The organism is Aestuariimicrobium kwangyangense DSM 21549 (assembly GCF_000421525.1).
GTDB classification, from domain to species: Bacteria; Actinomycetota; Actinomycetes; order Propionibacteriales; family Propionibacteriaceae; genus Aestuariimicrobium; species Aestuariimicrobium kwangyangense.
Window position 1 is genome coordinate 260,575 of sequence record NZ_ATXE01000004.1, and the last position, 26,134, is coordinate 286,708.

Below are 26,134 nucleotides of genomic sequence, written 5' to 3' on the forward strand. Positions count from 1 at the left end.
TCCCACACCCATGAGTGCCCTGACATGAGCACACGGACATGACCGCAGTGATCGAGGCGCGAGGGTTCGGCTGGCGGCATGCCGCCCGCCGGACCTGGGCGGTACGCGACCTCACCTTCACCATCGAGGCCGGCGAGCGGGTACTGCTGCTGGGCCCGTCCGGGTCGGGCAAGTCCACCGTGCTGCGTGCCCTCGCGGGGGTGCTCGGTGACAGTGACGATGGTGAATCGGCCGGTCAACTGCTGATCGACGGACGCCACCCGACCCGCACCATCGGTCACCAGGCGCTCGTGCAGCAGGACCCTGACTCCCAGATCGTGCTCGCTCGGGTGGGCGATGACGTGGCCTTCGGCTGCGAGAACCTCAGGGTTCCGGCCGAGCAGATCTGGCCCCGCGTCGACGATGCGCTCGTCCGGGTCGGTCTCGACGTCGGACGGGACCATCCCACCGCCCACCTGTCGGGCGGTCAGAAGCAGCGGCTGGCGTTGGCCGGGGCCATAGCGATGCGCTCCGACATCGTCCTGCTGGACGAACCCACGGCCAACCTCGATCCCGACGGGGTCGACGAGGTGGTCGACGCAGTGGCGGCCCTGGTCGCCGACCGGCATCGCACCCTGGTGGTCGTCGAACACCGGGTCGAGGCCTGGGCGGGGCTGGTCGACCGGGTGATCGTGTTGTCGTCCGAGGGCACCCTGCTGGCCGACGGGCCCATCGGCCGAGTGCTCGCCGACCAGCGACAGTCGCTGCTGGCGGCCGGGGTCTGGGTGCCGGGTGTGCCCATCGACGTGGACCCGCTCGACCATGACCGCCCCGCATCGGGACCCGCCCCCCTGCTGGCCGACGACCTGGTGATCGGCCGCGACACCGCTTTGCGGGAGCCCATGACGGTCGCTGTCGAACGGCTCTCGACCGTGGTCACCGGACCCAATGGCGTCGGCAAGTCGACCCTGGCGCTGACCTTGGCGGGACTGCTTCGTCCCATCTCGGGCAGCGTTCGCGCAGACCCGCAGCTGCGCGGCAGCCTCTCCCCCGACCCGCTGCGCTGGAAGTCGCGGCAACTGGCCGGTCGGATCGGTTACGTGTTCCAGGAGCCGGAACACATGTTCGTCACCTCGACGGTGCGAGAGGAACTGGCCCTGGCCGCCACGACCGGGGCCGAGGTCGACGAGCTGCTGGCACGACTGCATCTCGACCACCTGGCCGCGGCCAATCCGTTCTCGTTGTCGGGTGGTGAGAAGAGGAGGCTCTCGGTGGGGGTGGTGTTGGGCGCTCGTCCGCAGGTGATCATGGTCGACGAGCCGACCTTCGGGCAGGACCGCACCACCTGGCACGACCTGGTGCGTCTGCTGATGGGGCTCGCCCACGACGGCCACGCCCTCGTGCAGGTGACCCACGACCAGCCCTTCATCGACGTGATGGGGCAGCGGCGCATCGACCTCCGCAACCGGGAGCGGGTGTCGGCACCATGAGGTCCCCGGTGCTCGAGAAGCTCAATCCCGTCACCTCGCTGGCCATCGGGCTGGTGCTGCTGCTGCCGTTGGTGGTCACCATTGACTGGCTCTCGGCGACCGTCGTGCTGGCAGCACTCGTGGTGACGGTGGTCGCGGCACGGGTGCCCATCGTGCCCCTGCTGCGCCGAAGCGTTCCCCTGCTGGTCGTGGCCCCGATCGGTGCGACCTCGATGGCTCTCTACGGACAGGTCGGGGGACACGTCTGGTGGCGTCTGGGACCGGCCGTCGTCTCCGACCAGTCGCTGGTGCTCGCCGCCGCGGTGGTGCTTCGCGTCTTCGCACTGGGTTGGTCGGCGATCGTGCTCGGCTCAGCCATGGACGCCACCCGGCTCGCGGACGCCCTCTCACAGGTACTGCGGTTGCCGCCGCGATTCGTGCTCGGCACCGTCGCCGGAGCGCGCATGGTGGGCCTGTTCACCGAGGACTGGCAGGCCCTCGCCCACGCCCGGCGCGCCCGGGGACTGGGTGACGCGGGCCGCCTGCGCCGCTGGTTCACCGTGTCCTTCGCCCTGCTGGTCTTCGCGGTCCGCCGGGGCAGCGTGCTCGCCACCGCGATGGAGGCCCGCGGCTTCGGCGGCGCGCCGCGTACCTGGGCCCGTCCCTCCCGGTTGGGCCGGATCGATGCCATCGCCTTCGGTCTGGCGCTGCTGGTCGCGATCCTCGCTGTCGTCGCCGCTGTCGGGTTCGGTACGGCGTGGGTCTACTGATGTCCGGCGCAGCGCCCTGGCCGGGACTGGCCGCCTGGGTGGAGTCCCGCCGTCCGACCGGTGGACGAACCGTGGCGATCATCGACGGCGGCTCCGGAGCCGGCAAGACCAGCCTGGCGAGCCGACTGGCGGACGACCTCGGGGCGCAGCTGGTGAGCCTCGACGCGGTCTACCCCGGCTGGCACGGGTTGGCGGCGGCGCAGCAGTGGCTGCCGGGCATCATCGCCGGCGAGGGGCACCCCACGTGGGACTGGGAGCACCACTGCCGCTCGGGATGGGTCGACGTGCCCGCCGACGGCGACCTGGTGATCGAGGGGTGCGGTGCCCTCACTCCGGCCAGCGCGGCCCTGTCCACCGCCACGCTCTGGTGCGAACTGGACGCCCATACCCGCAAGCGGCGGGCACTCGAGCGGGACGGGGACGGGTTTCGTCCATGGTGGGATGTCTGGGCCGACCAGGAACATGACCACTGGCGCAGGCACCAGCCGTGGCGGCTGGCCCGGCTGGTGCTCCCGATGCCGGCCTGAGGCGGGTTGGGGACGGCCCTAGAGTGGAGGGCACGATGAGTGCAACCCAACCTCCCCCACCGGTGCCCCTCGGGGAGCTGCCTCCGCCGCACGTGGGTGGCGGGGGGCCCCAGCAGGGCTCGTGGGCACCTCGTCCGGCCATGCCCCGACCCCGGTCACGTCCGCTGCGGGTCTTCGGTGTCGCGTGGGTCTGCGTCAGCATCCTGGTCCTCGTCGGAGGGCTCGTCCTTCCGTTCGTGCAGCCACCCTCGGCCACCAGTCGTTGGTCGGGCGGCCCCACCCTGTCGCAGTTCCGCCCCCACCTGCTGGGCGACAAGGCCGGACCGGTGGTCGTCTACGTGGCCATGTTCCTCGCCCTGACCGGCATGTCGCTGGTGCTGCTGGCCGGGCTGGCCAGGCTCGTCGGGCAGGTGTTGTGGGTGCTCATGATCATCTGCAGTGTGCTGCTGGCCGGCTGGTCCGGGCTGTTGCTGATCGGGCTCAGCGCCACCGACGGGGCGAGCGCGGGGCTGGGCGCGATGGCCGTTCCGGTCGGCGCCCTGGCCAGCTTCCTGTGTTGCGTCATTCCCGCGGTCAAGGACGCCTGGGTTCGTCCCCGCCCCTTCTGAGCCCCCCGAGGTGTGAGGAGTCAGCCGAACAGGTGGGTCAGGGCCCGGTCGACGGTGGTGTCCTGGAACTGGTGGCCGATCCGCCCGAGAACCGCCGGACGAACGCGCTGGCTCGCCAGCATGGCCGTGGTCACCATCTCCTGTCCGAACACCGCGCGCGCCACGGGTAGCGGAAGGGGCAGCACGGTCGGACGATGGAACACCCGCCCCAAGGCCTTGGTGAACTCGATGTTGCGGACGGGGTCGGGGCCGACCAGGTTCGCCGGACCGTGGTGGTCGGCGGTGAGCAGCGCCTCCGTGGCGGCGACGTGGTCACGCAGCGAGATCCAACTCACCCACTGCTGGCCGTCGCCGATCCGCCCGCCGAGACCCAGGCGATAGATGAGCGCCTGCTTGCCGATCAGGCCACCGGTGGAGGCGAGCACGTGCCCGGTGCGCAGGTTGACCACCCGGACGTGCTCGGGAGCGCGGTCGGCCTCGGCCTCCCAGTCACGGCACAGTTCGGCGAGGAAGTCGTCGCCAGCCGGGCTGCTCTCGTCGAGTTCACGGTCACCGCAATCGCCGTAGATGCCGATGGCGGAGCCAGCCAGGAAGACCCGGCACCGCTCGGACTCGGTCAGAGCCGCGGTGATGGTGCGGGTGGTGTCGATCCTGGAGCTGCGCAGGTCGCGCTTGCGGGACTGCGTCCAACGGGCATCGGCGATGCCCGCCCCAGCCAGGTTCACCACCGCGTCGACGTCGGTGAGGCCCGGGCCCTCGATGGTTCCCCCGGACGGGTTCCACGCGCGCTGGTCAGGTGAGATGGGTTGCGATCGCACCAACCGCACGACCTCATGTCCGCTCCAACGCAGGCGCTGGGTGAGGGCGTGACCGATGAGTCCGTGGGAACCGGCGATGGCGATGCGCATGCCGCCCACTGTAATCAGCCCGTGGGCGGCCTCAGCGGGGGATGTTGCGCAGGTTCGACTTGGCCATCGCGACCGCCTCACCGGCGCCACGATTGAGCACGATCTTGCTCATGGCCGTGGCGAACCCGAACAACTGCTCGCCCGTCACGCCCGGCGGCACCGACAGCGCGTTGGGATCGGTGATCACCTCGACCAGACTCGGCCCATGGTGCTTGAGCGCCTTGGCGAGTGCTTCGCGCACCTGACGGGGATCGTCCACCCGTTGCGCCTGGAAGCCGATCGCCTCACCCACCTTGGAGTAGTCGACCATCGGCACGTCGGTGCCGAAGTCGGGCAGGCCGTCGACCAACATCTCGAGCTTGACCATGCCGAGGGTGGAGTTGTTGAAGACCACCACGGTGACCGGGAGGTCGTAGGCGGCCACCGCCACCAGCTCTCCGAGCAACATGGCCAGTCCGCCGTCACCCGAGACCGAGATGACCTGTCGCCCGGGGTGCGACACGGCAGCGCCGATGGCGTGGGGCAGGGCGTTGGCCATCGACCCGTGCAGGAACGAGCCGATCAGGCGGCGGCGTCCGTTGGGATTGATGTAGCGGGCCGTCCAGACATTGCACATGCCGGTGTCGGCGGTGAAGATGGCGTCGTCGTCGGCCAGCTCGTCGAGGATGGAGGCCACCCATTCCGGGTGGATGGGCTTGTGGCGCTCGACATTGCGGGTGTAGGCACCGACCGCCTTGGTCATCAACTTGTCGTGCCGCTTGAGCGTGGACTTGAGGAACCGGTCGTCCTTGCTGTCGACCAGGGGCAGCACCGACGTGACGGTCGGCAGCACGTCGGCGTGGATGGGAAGGTCGACCCCGGTGCGACGACCCAACACCTCGCCGTGGCAGTCGACCTGCACGGTGGCCACGTCGGGCAGGAACTGCTCGTAGGGGAAGTCAGTTCCGAGCAGCAGCAGCAGGTCGGCCTCCTGCATGCCCTCGGCGGCCGCCCCGTAGCCGAGCAGCCCGGTCATGCCGACGTCGAACGGATTGTCGTACTGGATGAAGTCCTTGCCGCGCAGCGAGTGCCCGATGGGGGCGTTGAGCTTGGCCGCGAGGGCGATCACCTCGTCGTGGGCCCCTTCGACGCCGGCCCCGGCGAAGATCGCCACCTTCCTGGCCTTGTTGATCATGGTCACCAGTTCGTGGACGACCTCGTCACCAGGCACCAGTGTGGGACGCGCCGCCGGCACGTACTTGGGGGCGACGCCGACGCTGTCACGGTCGGCGAGATCGCCCGGGAGGGTGATCACCGATACCCCGCGCAGGGTGACGGCGTGGCGGATGGCCGATGCCACCACCCGGGGGGACTGCTGGGCGGACGAGATCATCTCGGAGTAGACCGAGCACTCGTTGAACAGTCGGTCGGGGTGGGTCTCCTGGAAATAGCTCATGCCGATCTGCTGGCTGGGGATGTGCGAGGCGATGGCGAGCACGGGGGCATGGCTGCGGTTGGCGTCGTAGAGACCGTTGATCAGGTGCAGGTTGCCGGGCCCGCAGGAGCCGGCGCACACGGCCAGTTCCCCCGTCAGTTGGGCATCCGCGGCCGCCGCGAAGGCGGCCGCCTCCTCGTGCCGCACGTGGATCCAGTCGATGCCGCCCTTCGCCGAACCGCCGGTGCGACGCACGGCGTCGACCACCGGATTCAGTGAGTCACCGACGATGCCGTAGATGCGCCGCACCCCGGCCCCGACGAGTTGCTGCACGAGTTGGTCTGCAATCTTGGTCGCCATGAGCCGATCCTAGGTTGCCCGTTCGGTCGATACTGGTGCGATGGAGTTGACCAACCGGCCGTTCGAACAGTCCATCGGCGCACGTGACCTCACCCATTGGCGCACCCCCATGGGCCGATGGCTCGCCCGGCTGGTGATGAGGGCCGGCCAGCTGACGACGTGGCGGCTGGTGGCATGGGCCCTGGCGATCGGCGGGACGGTGCTCGTCCTGGGACTCGTCTGGTTGGCCAGCGAGGTCTACGAGCAGATCAAGGGGGTCGGGGCCTTCTCGCCGCTCGACCAGCCGATGCTGCACTGGGCGGTGCACCACCGGCCCAGCGGCGTTGCCCAGGCAGTCACGTGGTTCACCGACATCGGCGGACCGATCGTCACCCCCGTCGTGGCCGTGGTGGCGCTGGGGCTGATGACCTGGAGGTGGCGCACCCCCACCCCGATCGTGCTTGGGCTGCTGGCCGGCGCCGGGTCGTTGGCGATCACGCTCGGCGGCAAGCTCTCGGTCGGACGAGCCCGTCCCCCCTTGGTCGACGCGGTGCCTCCCTACGAGCGATCCTTCAGCTTCCCCAGCGGGCACGCCACCAACGCGGTGGTGATCGGAGGGATCATCGCGTACGTGCTGCTGACCCGTGCCAGCCGCAAGACGACGCGCGTGCTGATCATCGTGCTGGCCGTGCTCTACGCGGCGGCCATGGGGTTCAGCCGCGTCTACCTCGGCCACCACTGGGCCTCGGACGTGATGGCTGGATGGCTGATCGGGTCGGCATGGCTGGCGCTGGTGATCACCGCTCATCGCCTGCAACTGACCCATCACCGCTACCACGAGCAGGTCGCCGAACTCGAGCGGGACCAGGCCGAGAAGGATCGTCTGGAGAAGGAGGACGCCGGCAGGCGTCGGGCCGCCAAGGAAGGGGCCGGGAAGCACGGTCGCGACCAGGCCCGCGGCTAGCCAGGCTCGGGTTCGTGCAGGTCACTGAACCAAGGCGATCCAAAACCGTGCCGCGGCGATGAACGTGAGCCGCCACGTGCCACATCTGGCGGTCAACGACGGTTCTGGATCGCCCGCCCCGTCAGATGACCCGCACGCCGCGCTCGCGCTGGCGGTTGAGCAGGGCCAGGACCTCCCTCATCACCAGAGCGGGTTCGGTCCTGATGCGCGTGGGCGTCACGTAGATGACTCTCCAACCCGCGCCCTCCAGGGCGTTGTGGCGGCGATAGTCCATCGCAATGGCATGATCAGAGGAGTGCCACTCGTCACTGGCCACCTCCACGATCCTGCGAACTCTGACGAAGACCGCATCGCCGAAGTACGTGCTGCCGTCGATCAGCAAGCGGTGATTGCCCCGCCACCCACGCAGGCCCCACCTTCGAAACATGCGGTGCAACTCGAGTTCGGGGTGTGACCACGGGAACGACCTGAGCTCCAGCGCAAGCCGCTCCCACTCCTTCCTCAACCCGTACGGTGCGATCGCCGCCGCTGTGCGCAGGTCGGAGGGCTGGAAGACCCTGTCGCGGAAACCTCGGAATGCCAACTCCAGGTCGCCTCGCGTGCCCGACCAGAGAGCCCCCGCAGGCGGGGTCAACGTCCGAACCACGGTGTCGGACTGCAGTAGACCATCGGGCCATCGCATGCTCGAGAGGGTGACGCCAGCAGGAGCGGTCCGGTGGAGTCGGGGCAAGGTCGCCTCGACGTCGCTGATCGGGACGGATGGCCAGTGGGTCAGGCGCGCGGCAGACCGGCCGAGCAGGACCGCGTTCGGCTGCCACAGCGCGAGGGCACGAGTGAGGGTGGCAGGATCGTCGGCCAGGGCTGACGCGACAACCACTCCCGGGAACGGTCGCTTGCACTCGCCGGACCTCACCAGGCGACGCGCCTGTTGGGCGAGGTGTGGCGCGTCAGCCAACCGCAGACAGCCCCCGCGCCGCCGCAACTCCGAGACGATCTCCGGTTCACGATTCACCATGCCCCGACTGTGCGGATGAGAAGGGCCTCGTGCTCCGCGGGCGGCTCAGGCTGTGGACAGTGCCCCTGTGGGTGCCTCCCACCCAGGGCTTGACCTCCTTGTCGGTTCGTGTCCAGCCGGTGATCGATCCAGACCCGTGCCGTGGCGCGGTTTGTGGTCCGCCACGAGCAACAAATCCCGACCCATCACGGTTCTGGGTCGCGTAGCGTCCACCGCATGCAGATCGAGACCTTCACCGCCGAGGTCAAGCGCGTTTTGTGCGTGGTGGCCCATCCCGACGACATGGAGTACGGCGCCTCAGCGGCGGTGGCACACTGGACGAACTCCGGCGCTCACGTCGCCTACCTGCTGCTCACCCACGGCGAGGCGGGTATGCAGCGCTCCCCGGACGAGGCGGCCCGGGTTCGTCCCGAGGAGCAACGCGCGGCCTGCGCCACCGTCGGGGTGGACCAACTCACCATCCTCGACCACCCCGATGGCGTGCTCGAGATGACACTCGACCTGCGCCGTGACATCGCGCGCGAGATCCGGCGGTTCGAACCGGACACCGTGCTGACGAGCACGTGGGACGTGGAACCGACGTGGGGAGGCCTCAACCAGGCCGACCACCGCGTCGCCGGGCTGAGCGTCGTCGACGCGATCGCTGCCGCAGGCAACAGGTGGATCTTCCCAGAACTGATCACCGAAGGCTTCCAGCCCCACGCGGTCACCCGGCTGATGGTCACCGGTTCCACCCCCACGCACGCCGTGGTGGTCGACCGAGCCGACGTCGACCGCGCAGTGGCGTCCCTCCAGTGCCACACGGCCTATCTCGCAGACCTGCCGAACCACCCCGTGCCGTCGGAGTTCATCCCCGAGGCGCTGGCGGGTGCCGGGCAGATCGTCGGAGCCGACCATGCGGTCGCGTTCCGCGTCTTCGAGATGCGCTGACGAGTCGGCCATTCACCCGGCCGCCCCGTCGGATCGTCCATGTGTGACCTCTTTCACTCGACTAGCGTTGACGGCATGACAGACACCATGGAGCAGCAGATCGTGCGGGGAATCTCGCAGGCAGAACTCGACCAGTTCAACCGCGACGGATACACGATCGCGCGGGGACTCTTCGATGCCGAAGAGATCGAGCGCTTCCGCGAGCACTACATGCAGCTCAATGCCGAGGGCACCCACGACGGCGACTACGCAGGGGTCGAGGGCGGTGGTGAGTTCGACCCGCTGAAGCAGTACCCCCGAATGATCCACATGCACCGCTGGGACGACCTGTCGCGAGAGTTCCTGCTCGACCCGCGTGTGTTCGATGCACTCAACGCGCTGCTGGGCGGCGATCCGTACGCCGTTCAGACGATGCTCTACTTCAAGCCCCCGGGCGCTCGCGGTCAGGCGGTGCACCAGGACAACTTCTACCTGCGCGCCGAGCCCAGCACCTGTTGCGCGGCGTGGCTCGCGCTCGACGTGTGCGATGCCGACAACGGGGCCCTGATGGTGGTGCCGGGGTCGCAGACCTGGCCGCTGCTGTGCACGGTGAAGGCCGACACGTCCGCCTCGTTCACCGATGTGACGGTGCCGCTGCCAGACGGGGTCAGCCCGGTCACGATGACGATGCAGCCCGGCGACATGTTGTTCTTCAACGGTCAGGTGGTGCACGGCTCCACCCCCAACTCGACGGACGACCGGTTCCGCCGTTCGCTGATCGGCCACTACATCCAGGGCGACGCCGAGAAGGTGTCGAAGTTCTACTCCCCCATGCTGCGCCGTGACGGGTCCGAGTACTCCATCGGCATCTCCGAGGGCGGCGGCTCGTGCGGGGTCTGGGTCGACCGCGACGGCGTTCCCGTGATCGAGGACCAGGGCCTGGAGGGCAACAAGCTCGAGCACGAGTGAGGCTTCATCCTCTGGCGAACGGACGAGAGTGGCCCCGTCGACCCCGCGTAGCCTCACAGCATGAGCCTTTACGACATCCCCCTCACCCGCCTCTCGGGTGAGCCGACCAGCCTGGCCGACTACTCCGGACGGGTGCTGCTGCTGGTCAACGTTGCCTCGAAGTGCGGGCTGACCCCTCAGTACGGGGCGCTGGAGAAGTTGCAGGAGGAGTACGCCGACCGCGGTCTCACCGTGGTCGGCTTCCCCTGCAACCAGTTCGGTGGGCAGGAGCCGGGCACTGCGGAGGAGATCGAGGAGTTCTGCTCGCTCACCTACGGCGTGACCTTCCCGATGATGAGCAAGATCGAGGTCAACGGCCCAGACCGTCATCCCGTCTACCAGGTGCTCACCGAGACCAAAGACGCCGAGGGCGAGGCCGGCGACATCCAGTGGAACTTCGAGAAGTTCCTAGTCAGCAGGTCAGGTGACGTGGTCGCGCGCTTCCGTCCCGGCACCACCCCGGACGACCCGGCCGTGGTGACGGCGGTCGAGGCGCAACTCGGCTGACCCCGGCCCTCCCTGCCGGAGACTCACGCTGCCTGGGTAGCGGGGATTCGGAGCCCCTTGGCGACCAGCCAGACGGCCCACGAGATCTCCCACGCGAACACCGGGACCGCCGCTGCCGCCGCTTGCGGCAGCCCGAACATGACTGCCAGGTTCGCGAGCCCCACCAGTGGACCCCCGACAATCCCGAGCGCAGCGATCCATCGGGGCGCCAACCGGGTGCGCCACAACCACCCAGCCAGCAGCGCCGTGTGGAAGGGAACCATCAGTCCGGGCCCGACCAGGAACGTCCAACCGTGCACTGCCTTCAACGCAGTGCTGATCTCGGACGACAGCGGGGGCGCGGCGGTGGTGGCCGGTAGTGCCACGATCGGGAGCAGCACCACCACGCCGACCAGGATCACCGACGCCTCCAACGTTCGCAGCGCCAGATAGCCGGCGCCGACCACGGACGACCGCCGACGCAACAGGGCGAAGATGGTGATGCCCGTGCCGGTCACGCCAAGAGCCAGCAGGATCTCGAGCGCTGCACCGAGGAGCACGCTGGTTCGTCCGGCGAGGGCCTCAGTCGGGTCGGTCGTCGATCCCCCGTAGAGGAACACGGCGGCCACCGAGGTCACGTGGGTGAGGAAGTACAGCAGACCGGTCAGAACCTCAAGGCGTCGCGATGGCATGGTGTCTCCCTGTGCGTGTCGGGTGTACGGCGTACACCTTTGATGGATCGAGGGTAGGTGTACGGTGTCCACCACGTCAACAGCCATCTGGCTGCAGTCCCATCGCGCATGTCGCCCCCAGGAGACAGAGAGCACCATGCCCACCCCACGCGTCCCCCTCACCCGATCCCGCGTGCTCGCGTCCGCCATCACGCTGGCTGACGCCGAGGGACTCGAGGCCGTCAGCATGCGCCGGCTCGCGGAGACGCTGTCGGTCGTCCCCATGGCCCTCTACAAGCACGTCGCCGACAAGGAAGACCTGGTCAACGGCATGGTCGACACCGTCATCGAGGTATTTACGGCGTCGGAGCCTGCCTCCGATGACTGGCAAGGCGTGGTCAGAGAGCGGACGATGGCTGCCCGCGCCGCGGTGCTGGCACACCCGTGGCTGCGCCGCGCGATCGAGACGCGCACCACCCGGACGATCGCAGTGCTCAGACACATGGAGGCACTGACCTCGGCGATGTTGGCCGGCGGGATGGACGCGAATCTGGTGCACCACGCCATGCACACACTCGGGAACCGCATCTGGGGGTTCAGCCCTGAGATGTTCGACGAGACCCGTCAACCCACGTCCAAGCAGGCCGGGCCACCACCTGACCCCTCGGAGTTCCCGGGCATCATGGCGGTGGCCATGGACGCGCAGGAGCGGCGTCCCGGAAAGGGGTGCGACGAGGAATTCGAATTCGAGTTCGCCCTCACCCTGATCCTTGATGGAGTTGCGCGGCTGGCTGCGACCGAATGATGGCTGCCATGCGGCGGTGATTCGAGTCTCCTGTGCCACAGAAAATGTCAGAGGCTGCGCGCAGAATGAGGTCATGGGGATGGCCACCGACGACGAACTCACCGACCAGATGCTTCGCGGCATTCTGGACGAAGCGGTCGTCGCCTCGAATCGACGACGTCGCGCCGAGGCGGACGAGCTGGTCCACGCCCTTCACTTCGCCGAAGCCTGCGCCTCACGTCGGAAGGGGGACGAGGACCGCGAGCGCCGAACGCGGTTGGCCAGCGATGGCACGCCCGAGGTGCCTGAGTTCTGCCACCTGGAATACGCGGCGCGACTGGGAATGCGTCCGGAGTCGGGATTCTCGGTCATCGCCATTGCCCTGGACCTGCACCATCGCTTCCCCGAGGTGTGGGATCTCGTCCACCGTCTGAGCATGCCCGTCTGGGTGGCGAAGAAGGTGGCCCACGCCACCACCGAATTGCCGCTGGACCAAGCGCGGCGCCTGTCGGCCACGTTGCCGGCCGAGTGGCGACGGCTGTCCCCCACGGCCTTCATCGAGCACGTCAAAGCCTGCGTACTCATGCTCCAGGCCCCGCGCGAGGTGGCGGCCGGCGACCAGGAGTTGGCGAGTCGCGGCGTCGCCTTCGTCCAGAATCAGCACACGACCGAGCTGCACGCGCGACTCTCGAAGGCCGACGCTGCCTTCCTGGACGCACAGCTCAACAGGTTGGCGACCGAACTTGGACGCGCCGGCGACACCAGCAGTCGAGCGGTGCGACTCTCGAAGTCCTTGGGGCTGCTGGCCACGCCGGCGCGCGCCCTGCAGATCCTTCAGGGCGCGATCGCTGACGAGACCGACGTCCTGCCGTCGGGGCTCGAGACCGAGGAACAGCGGGAGTGCCCGTCGACAGGCTTCCGGGGTCATCTGTGCGGACAGGTGACAGTTGATCCCGACCGTCTGCTCCCCACGATGGAGCTCGTGGTGCACATCGCCCAGGACGCGCTGACGAGCGGGGACTCCGCGGTGGCGCGCACGTCACACTTCGGACCGCAGTCGGCCGCGACCGTGCGACAGTGGCTGGGCCACGGCCGGGTCACCGTCCGCCCGGTACTGGACACGGCGTCGGTGCTGCCGTCCAGTGCCTACGAGGTGCCCGGACGGATGCGCGAGTTGCTCGATCTTCGGAACCCGACCTCAGTGTTCCCCCATTCGACCAGACGATCGAGGCGCCTCGATCAGGATCACACCGTGCCCTATTCGACGAGTGGGCCTGCGGGGCAGACCCGCCCCGACAACCTGGGGCCACTCACCCGCCGCGAGCATCGAGCCAAGACCCTCGGCGGGTGGCGGGTCACCCAGACGAGTCCCGGGGTGTTCGAGTGGGAGTCGCCTCTGGGCTATCGCTACATGCGCACTCCGGATCACACCTCCATGGTGAAGGATCCTGATGCACAGTCGTGGGTGGAGCGGATGCTGGTGGCGTTGCTGCGGACGTGAGTGCGACCCGTTAGGTGAGAAATGGCTCCTCCTTTTCCCATCGTTCGCGCCAGGCGCGTTGGTTCTGACACACCCACCTGGAACACTGCTGGGATGGACGACAATTCCCGCCCGGAGGGCCTCTATGACGAGCTTGTGACGTCGAAAGTCGAGCGCGATCTCGCCCGGCTTCTGGGCGGGCACATGAGCGCGGAGTACCGAGAGGTGGGCAACGCTGAGGCACCCGACGCACTGTCACGGCATGTGCAACGGCAGGCGCTCACCGTGTTCAGCCAACTGAAGGAAGCAGAGCGGATTTCTGCCGCGAATGAGGTGCTTCGCACCCTCAGTGGTGACACCGAACTGCTGCCCGACAAGCTGCAACGCCTGATCGCCTTGAGGGCTCCAGAACCTGGCTTCAGCAACGAGCCTGTGCTTCCAGTGGGCGAGATGGCATTGCTGACGAACGGCCCAGACGAACCAGCCGTGGGTCACGAGATTCGGGGAGAGTTGGCCAGTGCCAACTCGGTCCGACTCATCTGTGCGTTCATCAAGTGGTACGGCTTGCGCACCCTCTCGAAACAATTGGAGCGAAACGCTGCACGGGGCATTCCGTTCCGGGTGATCACAACTACTTATCTGGGGTCCACTGACCGCAAGGCACTTGATCAGCTGGTGCGTGAGTTTGGCGCTCAGGTCAAGGTCCACTATGAGATCGAGCGGACTCGCCTTCACGCCAAGGCGTGGATGTTTGAGCGAAACACTGGTTTCCACACCGCCTACGTGGGAAGCAGCAACCTCTCCAAGACGGCTCTCCTCGACGGAGTCGAATGGAACGTGCGCCTCACAGAACCTGCGGCACCCGCTCTGCTGCGAAAGTTCGACGCCACCTTCGAGTCCTACTGGCACGATCCGGCGTTCGAGAGCTACGACCCGGACGTGGACGCGGATCGCTTCGATCAAGCCATAGCCGAAGCGAGCGGACAGCGCTCCGACCGAGTGACGATCTCGCTGTCGGGACTCGAAGTGCGCCCCTACCCACATCAGACACAGATCCTGGAGAAGCTGTCTGTGGAGCGGCACGTCTTCGATCGCCACCGGAACCTGGTGGTCGCGGCGACGGGCACGGGCAAGACCGTCATCGCCGCACTCGACTACCGCCGCTTGGCGCAGGACGCCGGCCGACGCCCAAGCCTGCTCTTCGTGGCCCACCGGCAAGAGATCCTGCTGCAGGCACAACGCACGTACCGTGAAGTGCTCAACGACCCGAACTTCGGCGAAACCTACGTCGCTGGTACCAAGCCCGAGACGTGGGCTCACGTCTTCGCGTCTATCCAGAGTCTGAACGCAGGCGCTCTCGCCTCGATGCCCGCCGATGCCTTCGATGTGGTCGTGATCGACGAGTTCCATCACGCTGCCGCCGCCAGTTACCGACAGCTGCTGAGCAGGCTGCAACCCATCGAACTACTGGGGCTGACGGCCACGCCAGAGCGAACAGATGGCTTCGACGTACGCACGTTCTTCGACGGAAATACTGCTGCCGAAATCCGGTTGTGGGACGCCCTCGAGGCCGAACTCCTCAGCCCCTTTCACTACTTCGGCGTCCATGACAACGTCGATCTGAGGACCGTCGAGTGGAAGCGCGGGGCCTACGACCAAGCCAGCCTCGACAGCCTCTTCACCGGCAACGGTGCACGAGCCAGACTCGTGCTGAAGGAGCTTGAAGACAAGACTCCAGATCTCGGACGCATGCGCGCCCTCGGGTTCTGTGCGGGCGTGAAGCATGCGGAGTTCATGGCCCGAGCCTTCAACGAAGCCGGAGTTCCGTCGGCTGCCGCGACGGGTTCCATGAGCAGTCATGATCGCCGCAAGGTTCTGGACGACCTGTTGGCCCGTCGCATCAATGTGATCTTCTCTGCGGACCTCTACAACGAGGGCGTGGACCTTCCCGACGTGGATACCGTGATGTTCCTCCGCCCAACCGAGAGCGCCACGATATTTCTGCAGCAGCTCGGCCGAGGACTCCGCCGCACCCAGGACAAGGCTGTCCTGACAGTTCTGGACTTTGTGGGCCATCACAGGGCCGAGTTCCGGTATGACGAACGCTTCACGGCCATCACGGGCATCCCGCGTGGGCACCTCCGCGCGGAACTCGAGCATGGATTCCCCACATTGCCCTCCGGCTGTCAGATCTTGCTTGACCGCAAAGCGACGTCCCTGGTGCTGGAGAACCTCAAGCGCCAAGTGGGAGGGAACCGCGCTGCCATGGTGAAGGCGCTGCGCACCAGCACGGCGGACACACTCAGCCAGTTCCTCGAGGAACAGGGACTGGAACTGTCGGACGTTATCCGGAAGGGGCAGAGTGGGCCCCCCGGATGGACTGTCCTGCAACGGGACGCGGGGCGTGAACTGCCACTCGGTGGACCTTCAGAGACGTCTCTGCTGGGACGAGTCGGGGCGCTGGCGCATGTGGATGACGCCGACCGCTACGGCGCGTACCGCCGGATCCTGCAGGGCGACCTCGACTACGCCCAACTGAGTCCGACAGACCAAGCGTTCGCGCGCATGCTGATCTTCACGCTGTGGCCGACGCTGCCGTTCTCTTCTTACGCCGACGCCTTGGGCAGCCTGCTCCCTGAGCTCAGCTTCCGAAGCGAGGCGGTTGAGGTCCTCAACCACAGTTGGTCCCTGGTGCAACATGAGGCGCTCCGACTTTCAGGGACGCTGGCCTTCAGTCCGCTGCGCTCGCACGCCAGATACCTTCGAGAGGAACTGCTCTCGGCTCTGGGCCATGCAACCCCGCAACGTCTGCCCGGGAATTTTCGCGAGGGCGTGGTCTGGATTCCAGAGCTCCAAACGGACGCCTTCCTCATCACGCTGCACAAGGATGAGAAGCAGTTCTCCCCCACCACCATGTATCGCGACTACGCGCTCGCCCCCGGCATCTTCCACTGGGAGAGCCAGTCGGGTACCTCGATCGCCTCCACCACCGGTCAGCGTTACATCAACCAAGCTAAGGCAGGGACAAACGTGGTCCTCTTCACCCGCACGTCTGGGGCGAACGAGATGGGTAAGGGTGCACCCTATACATGCTTGGGGACCGCCGAATACGTCTCCCACAAGGGTGAGAAGCCCATCGCGATCACCTATCACCTGGACCGCGGAATGCCCGCGGATGTGTTCCGCGAGGCATCAGTCACCGCATCGTGAGAGTCGTGTCCGTTACCAAGCTCTCGCAATGGAGCATGGGCGGAATTTCTACCCCGATGGCGGGCAGCTATCGTTTGCCGTGCCGCCCTCATCGCATTCGCCCCCGAATGGAATCCCCCATGCGCCCCCTCGCAGGCCTCCTGACCTCCGCACTGCTCAGCCTCGCCCTCCTGGCCCAACCTCTCCCCGCCGCCGCAACCACTGTCAGCGTCCCTGACATCGAATTGCGCACCTGTGTCAATGACACTCTCGGGCAGGCCGCGAACGCACCCATCACCGACGCACAGATGCGCACCCTCACCACCCTCGACTGCTTCGGCGCTTTCTCCAGCATCACCGGACTGCAGTACGCCACCAACCTGGTCACCCTCGACCTGGCATTGGGCGACCTCTCGGGATCGCTCACGGTGCCGAAGCAGTGGACAAAACTGAAGTCGCTCAGAATGTGGGGCAACCGGCTCACCCAGGTGACCATCCCCGGCACACTCACCAGCCTGCGTGAGATCGACCTGTCGTCCAATGACCTCACCTCCTTCACCCTGCCCAACACCTTGGTGCAGGTGCAGCAGATCGACGTGTCGGGCAACCACATCGGCAGCCTGCACCAACTCAGCTGGCTGCCCCGCGAGACCCAGGTGTGGGCGTTCGGCCAGGTCGTCGAACTGCCCGCCTGGACCACGGGTACCGCCTATCCACTGGTCAGTCGCCGCCGCGACGGCAGCACCACCTCACTCAGCCTCCCAGCCGGTGTCACCCGCACCCCGTCCGGTCTGGTGTACGCGAAGGCCGGTAGCTACTCGATCAGCTTCAACGGCGACGACGAGACCCACTGGACCACCAGTTTCGACGGGCGGTTCGTGCAGCGGGTGACCACCACCTCGACCACCGCACCCAGCGGCGCCAAGGGTGACCACACGGGCGATCGGATCGCCGACGTCTATGCCGTGGACTCCTCCGGCGCCCTGCAGTTCTACCGGGGCAGCACCTCGTCCGGTCTCACCTTGGTCGGCTCCCGCGGGAGTGGCTGGTCGGGCATGAGCTACCTGACCCAGGTCGGCGACGTCTCCGGCGACGGGTGGTCCGATCTGATCGCCCGCCGCCGCAGCGACAACTCCCTGTGGCTCTACAAGGCGGGGGCGGGTGGCCACATCTCCGGAGCCGTGCAGATCGGACGGAACTGGGGAGGCATCGACCAGATCGTCCCCGTCGCGAACCTCGCCGGCACCGCCACCCAGTACGTGGTCGGACGACAGGCCTCCACCGGGGCCCTCTACCGCTACACGCTCACCCCGACGGGCCTGACCGGCATCACCCAGATCGGACGCAACTGGAACGGCATGCGCCAGATCATCGGGTTGGGCGACTTCACCGGAGACGGACGAGCCGATGTTCTTGCCATCCGCACCGATGGCACCCTGTGGGCCTACCAGGGCACCACGCAGGCCACCATCGGTGCGGGCAAACAGGTCGGACGAGGATGGACGGGATTCCGCCAGGCCTTCTCCGCCGGCGACATCTCCGGCGACGGGCGCCCTGACCTGTTCGGCCAACGCGACGACGGCACCGTGTACGTCTACAACAATCTGGTCGGCACGTGGTCCTACCCCCGTGTCGTCATGAGCGGCACCCAGGGCTTCCGTCTGCTGGCCTGAAACGTGGTGCGGGCGGTCGTCCCGAACAGCCCAAGCAACGAGCCGGGAGAGGACCGGCCATTTCTGAGGGCGGACCACCTCAAAGCACGCCCGAGTCTCTTGGTTGCGCCCCCGCGGGTGGAGGATGAGAAGTGAACACAACGTTCGCGATGGAGCGAACCAAGACAGGGGGACGAGCCGTGGCTTCGATGCGAATGATCGGCAGCGCTCTTGCGTTGACTCTGATGCTGGCACTGGCTGGCGGACCCATGGCGCGCGCTGAGGGGGGCACGGTCAACATTCCTGACGCTGTCCTGCAGAAGTGCGTGAATGGCAGACTCGGCCAGCCCGCCACCTCCTCGGTGACCACAGCCCAGGCGGAGAGCATCACCGTGCTGTCCTGCGGCGCTCCGAACGACCTCACTGGGCTCGAGGCACTGACGGCTCTGCGTGATCTCTCGTTCTACAACGTGAACAGTCCGACATTCTCCATCCCAGCCAGCCTGAAGGACCTCCAGGTCTTGGCCATTTACGGGGGCGAGGTCACAGTCGTGAATCTGCCTTCAACCTTGGCCAAACTCGAAACTCTCACGGTGACCCGGACCTACCTTGGTGGCCTCAGGTTGCCCACGGGGCTGACCTCGCTGAAGACCCTGTTGCTCAATGAGAACCGCATCTTGGCTGTGGCGGATGTCACCGGGGTGCCTGCCCTCACGGACGTCTGGATGTACGGCCAGACTCCCGCACCCTTCCCCGACTGGCCACAGCGCACCCCCTACCCATTCCCTTCGACCGATCGGACGGGCCAACCCTTACAGACCACCAATGTCCTCGCTGTTGTCGACGGGAAGAGCATCACTTATCAAGAACCGGGTGATTACGCCTACATCCTCGGCGCCAGGACCGGTCGATTCTCCCTGAAGATCACACAGCGCGTCACAGACCCCAAAGCTCCGCAGTTCACGCCCACGCCCTTCCCCCTCGAATATCACTTGAGGCCCTTTGGAGACCACACGGGCGACGGCGTGTCCGACACGTACGGTATCGATGCCGGACAACGCCTGCTGATGTATCCCGGGACGACTGTCGGCCGATTCCAGAACCCCACGGTTGTGGGCACCAACATGGGCGACTTGACGACCCTCACCCAGACGCCTCGGGCCAGACAGGGCGACGGCGCCCTGATCGCTCGGCGTGCTGTCGACGATGGCTTGTACAGCTATGAGACCAGCATGGGCGGCTACATCGTTCGCACCACCAAGATCGGCACGAAGTGGGGTGGTATGGACCTCATCGTGGCGACTAGCCTCCACGTCTACGCCCGTCAGGCAAGCACGGGCGATCTGTTCCTGTTTGACTACAACCCCAACGCCGAAGACCTGACCAACCGTGGCCGGGTGGGGCGAGGGTGGAGCGCCATCAAGCAGATCGTCGCCATCGACGTTACTGGTGAGGGAGACGCAGACCTCGTGGCCATCCGCAAGGACGGCACCCTACTGACCTACCGTGTGGCACCCGACGGCACGATCGGAGGCGCCCGAGTGACGGGACGGGGCTGGAACACCTTCCGACAAGCATGGGTTCCTGGCAATGTCACAACCCTCATGCAGTACACCACCGCCAGAGATGACCTCATGGGGCAATCGTTGACGGGCAACGTCTATGTTTACGAGAATCGGCTCGGCTCGTGGGGGTACCCCCGGTTGGCCATGACGCGCGCAGCTGGCCTACGCTTGATGGCCTGATCATGGCCAGGCCCGACCAGTCGTCCTACTGGGGTCTGCGCGATGGCCAGGTGCTGGTCGACGACGGCACCGGTCCGGTCATTGGTTGAGGTCGAGCCTCACTCGTGCGCCTCATGCGGTGAGCCGACCTTCTTGCTCTCCGACGAGCCGCGCTCCCGCAGGAAGATCGCGAACACCGTCATCGAGGTGACCGCGAGGAACTCCGACTGCCAGTTCTGCAGGCTGCGGTTCCAGAAGTCCGGTTCGCTCACGTACTTCAGCCACGACCAGGCCTGCATCCCCGCCTCCTCGCGCTGGGCGTTGTAGGCGGCGTGCCCGGCCACCGACTGGGCGAACCACGATCCCAGGAACAACACACCCATCAGCAACCCCAGCGAGTGCGAGTACAGCCCCAGTCGCCACCCGGCCGCTCGAGCCCAACGGGGCGAGTCCGGGCCGGCGAACCGGCCGACCTTCTGCTCCTCGTCCGACTCGAAACCCTCGTCCCCGGGCTTCTTCGACTCCGACGAACCCTTCTGCACCAGCCAGACCGTCAGCATGATCAACAGGAAGAACTGCAGGTACTCGCTCTGCCAGTTCTCGGCGACGTCGGCGGAGAAGTCCGGCCCGACGAGGTAGCTCGCCAGCGGCACCGTGGGGCTGCCACTCATCTGCTGTTCCTGGTTGTAGGCGGCATGTCCCACCAGCGCCTGCCCGACCAGGGTCGCGAGGAACAGCAGGAAGAAGAACAGGGTCAATCCGTGGTTGCGAAGCCTCTTCACGACACCAGTCCGATCACGATCATCACGACCAACGAGACCACCACGAACCCGAGTACGACGCCGAACAACACCTTCACCCTGACCACCTGACTGTGAGACTCGAGCCTGCCGAGAGACGATCCTGCCGCGGAGAGCCTATGCCCGGTCCCACCCCGAAGGCTGGAAGATCCCACGATCACGACACCCCGCCCAACCCCGACCTAGGCTCGAAGCTGCCGCCGCACACGCGAGCGGTGGCCGCGCAGCGGCCCCATCAAGCCTTGTCAGGAGACAGACATGCGAGCACTCACGTGGCAGTCAGCCGCCACCGTCGCCGTCATCGACGTGCCCCGACCCACCCTGGTTCACCCGACGGATGCCATCGTCCGCGTCACCTCGACCGCCATCTGCGGATCCGACCTTCATCTGTACGACGCCCTCGGCCCGGCGATGCGCAACGGTGACGTGCTCGGCCACGAGTTCATGGGGGTGGTCGACGAGGTCGGTTCCGAGGTCACCCGCCTCAAGGTCGGCGACCGGGTCGTCGTCCCCTTCAACATCTCGTGCGGGCACTGCTGGATGTGCGATCGCGGCTTCTACAGCCAGTGCGAGACCACCCAGAACACCGATCAGGGCACGGGGGCGTCCCTGTTCGGCTACAGCACCCTGTACGGCGAGGTGCCCGGCGGCCAGGCCGAGTTCGTCCGGGTGCCACACGCCGACTTCGGACCGGTGCTCGTACCCGAGGGTTTCGCCGACGAGCGGGCCCTGTACCTGTCCGACATCCTGCCGACCGCCTGGCAGGGAGTGACCTGGGCCGATGTTCCCCAGGACGGCTCGATCGCGATCGTCGGCGCCGGCCCGGTCGGCCAACTCGCAACCCGGGTGGCGCGCCACCAGCAGCGGGCGTCCCGGATCATCGTCGTCGACCTGGTCGACGAACGCCTCGCCCTGGCCCGCGAGTGGGGGGCCGAGACCATCGACCTGCGTCAGGTCGACTCCGTGGGCGACGCCGTGCGCGACCTGACCGACGGACGCGGTGCCGACTCGGTGCTCGATGCCGTCGGCATGGAGGCCCACGGCAACCCGGTCACGGCCGCCATGATCGCTGCCGTCAACCACCTGCCGGGGCCGGTTGGTCGTCCGTTGCTGAAGCACGCGGGCATGGACCGCACGGCAGCCCTGCTCAGTGCGGTCGATGCCGTGCGCCGATCCGGAACGGTGTCGATCAGCGGCGTCTACGGGGGCAACCGCGACGTGCTTCCCCTCTTCGACATGTTCGACAAGGGACTCACCGTGCGCATGGGCCAGTGTCACGTGCGCCAATGGACCGACGAACTCAGCAACATCCTCTTCCAAGACGAGGACGTGCTGGGGGTGGAGAAGTTGGCCACGCACCATCTCGGACTCTCCGAGGCGCCCGCCGCCTACGAACTGTTCCGCAGCAAGCAGGACGGCTGCATCAAGGTGGTGCTCGACCCGACCCGCTGACAGAAGAAGGGCGCGACCCCCGCGGGGGTCGCGCCCTTCTGTCGTCAGGCAGCAGGAGCCGTGCTCAGGCCTGGCCGTCCATCGCCAACTCGGCGGTGTCGGGCACCACGGACTTCTGGTTCCCGGTGAAGGTGAAGGGCAGTTCTGCTCCCTCGGGAGCGACGTCGACCACCACCACCTCGCCGGCCTTGAGCTCGCCGAACAGGATCTTCTCGGCGAGGATGTCCTCGATGTCGCGCTGGAGCGCACGACGCAGCGGACGAGCACCCAGCACCGGGTCGAAACCGCGCTTGGCGATCAACGACTTGGCAGCGGGAGTCAACTCGATGCCCATGTCCTTGTCCTTCAGGCGGCCCTCGATCTGGGCGACCATCAGGTCGACGATCCGCTCGATGTCCTCCTGCGTCAGCTGGTGGAACACGACGATCTCGTCGACACGGTTGAGGAACTCAGGACGGAAGTGCTGCTTCAGCTCGTCGGCAACCTTCGCCTTCATCCGCTCGTAGCTCGTCGCCTCGTCACCGGAGCGGCTGAAGCCCAGGTTCACCGACTTCGAGATGTCGCGCGACCCCAGGTTCGTGGTCATCACGATCACCGTGTTCTTGAAGTCGACCACCCGGCCCTGCGCGTCGGTGAGGCGACCCTCGTCGAGGATCTGCAACAGCGAGTTGAAGATGTCGGGGTGGGCCTTCTCGATCTCGTCGAACAGCACCACTGAGAACGGCTTGCGCCGAACCTTCTCGGTCAGCTGTCCACCCTCTTCGTAGCCCACGTACCCGGGCGGCGAACCGAACATGCGCGAAGCGGTGTGCTTCTCGGAGTACTCCGACATGTCCAGGGTGATCAGGGCGTCCTCGTCGCCGAACAGGAACTCGGTGAGCGCCTTGGTCAGCTCGGTCTTGCCGACGCCCGAGGGGCCGGCGAAGATGAACGAACCGGAGGGACGCTTCGGGTCCTTCAGTCCGGCACGGGTGCGACGGATCGAACGCGAGAGCGCCTTCACCGCGTCGTGCTGGCCGATGTAGCGCTTGCCCAGCTCCTCCTCCATGTGGAGCAGTCGAGCCGACTCCTCCTCGGTGAGCTTGAACACCGGGATACCGGTGGCGCTGGAGAGCACCTCGGCGATCTCCTCCTCACCGACCTCGGCGGGAACCGAGTCGTCGCCCGCGCGCCACTCCTCCTCGGCCTTCTCGCGCTGGCTGAGCAGTTTCTGCTCGTCGTCCCGCAGCGAGGCGGCGCGCTCGAAGTCCTGGGCGTCGATGGCGGCTTCCTTCTCGAGCCGCACGGCAGCGATCTTGTCGTCGAACTCGCGCAGATCCGGCGGGGCCGTCATGCGCTTGATGCGCAACCGGGCACCGGCCTCGTCGATCAGGTCGATCGCCTTGTCGGGCAGGAAGCGGTCCTGGATGTAGCGGTCGGCCAGGTTGGACGCCGCAGCCAAGGCCTCGTCGGTGATGGTGATGCGGTGGTGTGCCTCGTAACGGTCGCGCAGACCCTTGAGGATGTCGATGGTCATCGCGATCGACGGCTCGGCCACCTGGATCGGCTGGAAGCGACGCTCCAGCGCTGCGTCCTTCTCGATGTTCTTGCGGTACTCGTCGAGCGTGGTCGCACCGATCGTCTGCAGCTCACCGCGCGCCAGCATGGGCTTGAGGATGCTCGCCGCATCGATGGCGCCCTCGGCGGCACCCGCACCCACCAAGGTGTGGATCTCGTCGATGAACAACATGATGTCGCCGCGGGTCTTGATCTCCTTCAGCACCTTCTTGAGGCGCTCCTCGAAGTCACCGCGGTACCGGGAACCGGCCACCAGCGCACCGAGGTCGAGGGTGTAGATCTGCTTGTCGCGCAGCGTCTCGGGCACGTCACCACGGACGATGGCCTGGCTCAGACCCTCGACGACGGCGGTCTTGCCCACGCCGGGCTCACCGATCAGCACCGGGTTGTTCTTGGTGCGACGGCTGAGCACGGTCATCACGCGCTCGATCTCCTTCTCGCGACCGATCACCGGGTCGAGCTTGCCCTCGCGGGCCGCTTGGGTGAGGTTGCGGCCGAACTGGTCGAGCACGGTGCCCGAGGTCGGCGAGGGACCGGTCTCCGGCGCACCGGAGGTGGCCGACTCCTTGCCCTGGTAGCCGCTCAGCAACTGCAGCACCGTGTTGCGCACCCGGTTCTGCTCGGCGCCCAACTTGATCAACACCTGCGCCGCGACACCCTCGCCCTCACGCACCAGCCCGAGCAGGATGTGCTCGGTTCCGATGTAGGAGTGGTTCATCTGCAGGGCCTCGCGCAGCGACAGCTCCAGCACCTTCTTGGCGCGCGGGGTGAACGGGATGTGGGCGGTGGGGGCGGTCTGCCCCGGGCCGATCATCTCCTCCACCTGCTCACGCACGGCCTCGAGCGAGATGTCCATCTGGTCGAGCGCCTTGGCAGCGACCCCGTCGCCCTCATGGATGAGGCCGAGCAGGATGTGCTCGGTGCCGATGTAGTTGTGGTTGAGCAACTTGGCTTCGTCCTGCGCCAGCACAATCACGCGCCGCGCACGGTCAGTGAATCGCTCGAACATGAATCTCCTTCGTTGGTGAATCCACCAGTGGACCCAGTCTAGTGAGCGCCCACGTCACTCCCCAGCTTCCATCATCCGCTGAGAGCACAACGCGGGCAACGACATTGCGCACCGGCTTGTGAGCCCGGCAATCGACCGCCACCCGGCCCGACTAGGGTGGAGCCGTGACCGACGCCGATCCGACCCCTCGAGGTGACGGATTGCGCCCCCTGCTGGTGATCGCGGGACTGGTCGTCGGCCTGCTGGTCGTGGTCGGGTTCGCCTCGACCAGCAGCCTCGGACGACTCGGTGAGATCCTGCCCGCGGCGCCGATCAGCATCACGCTCCCCACCCAGACACCGCAGACCCGACCGACGGTGTCGGCCTCACCGTTCCAGATGCCCGACCAAGGCCCGCCGGTCCAGCTGCCCGAGTGGGCCCGCAACGCCATCCCCTTCCTGATCGCAGCCGCCGCGCTGGTGGCCATCGCGGTACTGGTGCGGTTGGTCGCGGGCAACCTGCGGGGCAAGGCCCTGCACAAGGCCGGGGGGGTCCACACCAGCGGCGTGCCGATCCCCCAACTGGACGCCGACCAGGTGGCCAGCGAACTGGACGAGGCGCTCGACCAGCTGCGCTCGGGTGTCGGGGTGGACGATGCCATTCTCGAGTGCTGGCGAAGACTCGAACGGGTGGCCGCCCGCCAGGGCGTGGAACGGCGTCCCGAACAGACAGCGGGAGAGTTCGTCACCGACTTGTTGGCGGGTACCACGGCACCCGCCGACGCGCTGGACGAACTGGCCCGCCTCTACCGGCTGGCCATGTTCTCGACCCATCCCCGCACCGAGCACGACCGCGCCCGGGCCATCGCCTGCCTCGACCGGCTCAGCCACGCCCTGCGCCCCGCTCCTCAACCCGTCGAGCCGGCGGTGACCCCGTGACCAGCGCCTTCGAGGGACTCGTCACCCACCTCGTGGTGGCGCTGCTGGCCGTCGGACTGCTGATCGCCGCCAGCCCCCTGATGGGGCTGCGCCTCGAGGTGCTGCCCTGGCTGGTGATCGCGCTGGTCGGTGGGGTCGGTGCCTGGTTGTTGCGGCGGGGATGGGACCCCGCACCCCATCCCACCTGGGTGGAACACCAGGCCGAGGTCGGCACGGCTCGTCCGCAGGCCGACCTGCGCACCTCGCGCCTGGCCGACGCCATCAGCTCGGCCCAACCCGGGCGCGCGTTCACCACCCGCACCCTGGTCGGGGCCCTGCACGAGGTGACCGCCCAACGCCTCGTACGCAAGCACGGGGCCGATCCCGAACACCCCTTCGATGGTGCCGAGGGCCTGCTCAGCCCGACCCTGCTCGCCTACCTGGCCACCGCAGATCACGACCACAGCCCCACGGTCACCCGCTCGACGGTGCACCGATTCCTGAAGGAGATCTCCGAACTGTGA

General features: G+C 67.1%; 22 protein-coding genes. 16 read left to right on the plus strand and 6 right to left on the minus strand.

The window, feature by feature from the left end; translation table 11 throughout:
- Nucleotides 1-38 precede the first annotated feature (38 nt).
- Genes H507_RS0113150 through H507_RS0113165 form a run of 4 tightly spaced genes read left to right on the plus strand, consistent with a single transcriptional unit; the run spans nt 39 to nt 3,353 of the window.
- Nucleotides 39-1,469 (plus strand): ABC transporter ATP-binding protein, encoded by a 1,431-nt coding sequence (locus tag H507_RS0113150; protein WP_022911164.1) that lies wholly within the window; start codon nt 39-41, stop codon nt 1,467-1,469.
- Complete coding sequence (locus H507_RS0113155; RefSeq protein ID WP_026378217.1) at nt 1,466-2,218, plus strand: energy-coupling factor transporter transmembrane component T family protein; 753 nt, start codon at nt 1,466-1,468, stop codon at nt 2,216-2,218. The genes H507_RS0113150 and H507_RS0113155 overlap by 4 nt, the downstream gene beginning before the upstream one ends.
- Nucleotides 2,218-2,745 carry a nucleoside/nucleotide kinase family protein gene (locus H507_RS16910; RefSeq protein WP_022911166.1) on the plus strand — a complete coding sequence of 176 codons (528 nt, stop codon included), beginning with the start codon at nt 2,218-2,220 and terminating at the stop codon, nt 2,743-2,745. The genes H507_RS0113155 and H507_RS16910 overlap by 1 nt, the downstream gene beginning before the upstream one ends.
- 35 nt (nt 2,746-2,780) lie before the next feature.
- Nucleotides 2,781-3,353 (plus strand): hypothetical protein, encoded by a 573-nt coding sequence (locus tag H507_RS0113165; RefSeq protein WP_157438990.1) that lies wholly within the window; start codon nt 2,781-2,783, stop codon nt 3,351-3,353.
- Nucleotides 3,354-3,373: 20 nt separating this feature from the next.
- Here H507_RS0113165 and H507_RS0113170 read toward each other — a convergent pair whose 3' ends face one another.
- Together H507_RS0113170 and H507_RS0113175 are read right to left on the minus strand one after the other, a co-directional pair.
- Nucleotides 3,374-4,261 carry a TIGR01777 family oxidoreductase gene (locus tag H507_RS0113170; RefSeq protein ID WP_022911168.1) on the minus strand — a complete coding sequence of 296 codons (888 nt, stop codon included), beginning with the start codon at nt 4,259-4,261 and terminating at the stop codon, nt 3,374-3,376.
- Nucleotides 4,262-4,292: 31 nt separating this feature from the next.
- A complete protein-coding gene (locus tag H507_RS0113175) occupies nt 4,293-6,035 on the minus strand; it encodes a pyruvate dehydrogenase (RefSeq protein ID WP_022911169.1) in 1,743 nt (580 codons plus the stop codon).
- A 40-nt stretch (nt 6,036-6,075) separates the two neighbouring features.
- Between H507_RS0113175 and H507_RS16915 the strand changes: the two genes are divergently transcribed.
- Nucleotides 6,076-6,978, plus strand: a complete 903-nt coding sequence (locus H507_RS16915) for a phosphatase PAP2 family protein (protein ID WP_022911170.1) — start codon at nt 6,076-6,078, stop codon at nt 6,976-6,978.
- Nucleotides 6,979-7,099: 121 nt separating this feature from the next.
- On the opposite strand, the gene H507_RS17500 is transcribed toward H507_RS16915, so the two are convergent.
- A complete protein-coding gene (locus H507_RS17500) occupies nt 7,100-7,993 on the minus strand; it encodes an endonuclease domain-containing protein (protein WP_026378218.1) in 894 nt (297 codons plus the stop codon).
- 216 nt (nt 7,994-8,209) lie between these two features.
- Between H507_RS17500 and H507_RS0113190 the strand changes: the two genes are divergently transcribed.
- From H507_RS0113190 to H507_RS0113200, 3 genes are all read left to right on the plus strand, one after another.
- On the plus strand, nt 8,210-8,923 hold the full coding sequence (locus tag H507_RS0113190; protein WP_022911171.1) for a PIG-L deacetylase family protein: 714 nt from the start codon (nt 8,210-8,212) through the stop codon (nt 8,921-8,923).
- Between the two features lie 75 nt (nt 8,924-8,998).
- Complete coding sequence (locus H507_RS0113195; protein WP_022911172.1) at nt 8,999-9,871, plus strand: phytanoyl-CoA dioxygenase family protein; 873 nt, start codon at nt 8,999-9,001, stop codon at nt 9,869-9,871.
- A 60-nt stretch (nt 9,872-9,931) separates the two neighbouring features.
- On the plus strand, nt 9,932-10,417 hold the full coding sequence (locus H507_RS0113200) for a glutathione peroxidase (RefSeq protein ID WP_022911173.1): 486 nt from the start codon (nt 9,932-9,934) through the stop codon (nt 10,415-10,417).
- 23 nt (nt 10,418-10,440) lie between these two features.
- On the opposite strand, the gene H507_RS0113205 is transcribed toward H507_RS0113200, so the two are convergent.
- Entirely contained in the window at nt 10,441-11,088 is a 648-nt protein-coding gene (locus H507_RS0113205; RefSeq protein WP_022911174.1) for a DUF4386 domain-containing protein, read from the minus strand.
- Nucleotides 11,089-11,224: 136 nt separating this feature from the next.
- Here H507_RS0113205 and H507_RS0113210 point away from each other — a divergent pair, with 136 nt between their 5' ends.
- The 5 genes from H507_RS0113210 (at nt 11,225) to H507_RS0113230 (ending at nt 19,917) form a co-directional block, all read left to right on the plus strand.
- Entirely contained in the window at nt 11,225-11,872 is a 648-nt protein-coding gene (locus tag H507_RS0113210) for a TetR/AcrR family transcriptional regulator (protein WP_022911175.1), read from the plus strand.
- A gap of 73 nt (nt 11,873-11,945) precedes the next feature.
- Complete coding sequence (locus H507_RS0113215; protein ID WP_022911176.1) at nt 11,946-13,352, plus strand: HNH endonuclease signature motif containing protein; 1,407 nt, start codon at nt 11,946-11,948, stop codon at nt 13,350-13,352.
- Between the two features lie 93 nt (nt 13,353-13,445).
- Complete coding sequence (locus tag H507_RS0113220) at nt 13,446-16,541, plus strand: DEAD/DEAH box helicase (protein WP_022911177.1); 3,096 nt, start codon at nt 13,446-13,448, stop codon at nt 16,539-16,541.
- Between the two features lie 119 nt (nt 16,542-16,660).
- Nucleotides 16,661-18,193 (plus strand): FG-GAP-like repeat-containing protein, encoded by a 1,533-nt coding sequence (locus tag H507_RS17505; protein WP_022911178.1) that lies wholly within the window; start codon nt 16,661-16,663, stop codon nt 18,191-18,193.
- Nucleotides 18,194-18,324: 131 nt separating this feature from the next.
- Nucleotides 18,325-19,917, plus strand: a complete 1,593-nt coding sequence (locus H507_RS0113230) for a leucine-rich repeat domain-containing protein (protein WP_157438991.1) — start codon at nt 18,325-18,327, stop codon at nt 19,915-19,917.
- A 98-nt stretch (nt 19,918-20,015) separates the two neighbouring features.
- Here H507_RS0113230 and H507_RS0113240 read toward each other — a convergent pair whose 3' ends face one another.
- Nucleotides 20,016-20,678 (minus strand): DUF6766 family protein, encoded by a 663-nt coding sequence (locus H507_RS0113240; protein ID WP_022911180.1) that lies wholly within the window; start codon nt 20,676-20,678, stop codon nt 20,016-20,018.
- Nucleotides 20,679-20,954: 276 nt separating this feature from the next.
- Between H507_RS0113240 and H507_RS0113250 the strand changes: the two genes are divergently transcribed.
- The gene (locus tag H507_RS0113250) at nt 20,955-22,148 is read left to right on the plus strand and encodes a zinc-dependent alcohol dehydrogenase (protein ID WP_022911182.1); all 1,194 of its coding nucleotides are present in this window, start codon (nt 20,955-20,957) and stop codon (nt 22,146-22,148) included.
- 64 nt (nt 22,149-22,212) lie between these two features.
- Here H507_RS0113250 and H507_RS0113255 read toward each other — a convergent pair whose 3' ends face one another.
- Complete coding sequence (locus tag H507_RS0113255) at nt 22,213-24,714, minus strand: ATP-dependent Clp protease ATP-binding subunit (protein ID WP_022911183.1); 2,502 nt, start codon at nt 24,712-24,714, stop codon at nt 22,213-22,215.
- A gap of 164 nt (nt 24,715-24,878) precedes the next feature.
- Here H507_RS0113255 and H507_RS0113260 point away from each other — a divergent pair, with 164 nt between their 5' ends.
- Together H507_RS0113260 and H507_RS17905 are read left to right on the plus strand one after the other, a co-directional pair.
- A complete protein-coding gene (locus H507_RS0113260) occupies nt 24,879-25,631 on the plus strand; it encodes a DUF4129 domain-containing protein (RefSeq protein WP_022911184.1) in 753 nt (250 codons plus the stop codon).
- Nucleotides 25,628-26,134 (plus strand): hypothetical protein, encoded by a 507-nt coding sequence (locus H507_RS17905; protein ID WP_022911185.1) that lies wholly within the window; start codon nt 25,628-25,630, stop codon nt 26,132-26,134. Before H507_RS0113260 ends, H507_RS17905 begins: the two co-directional genes overlap by 4 nt.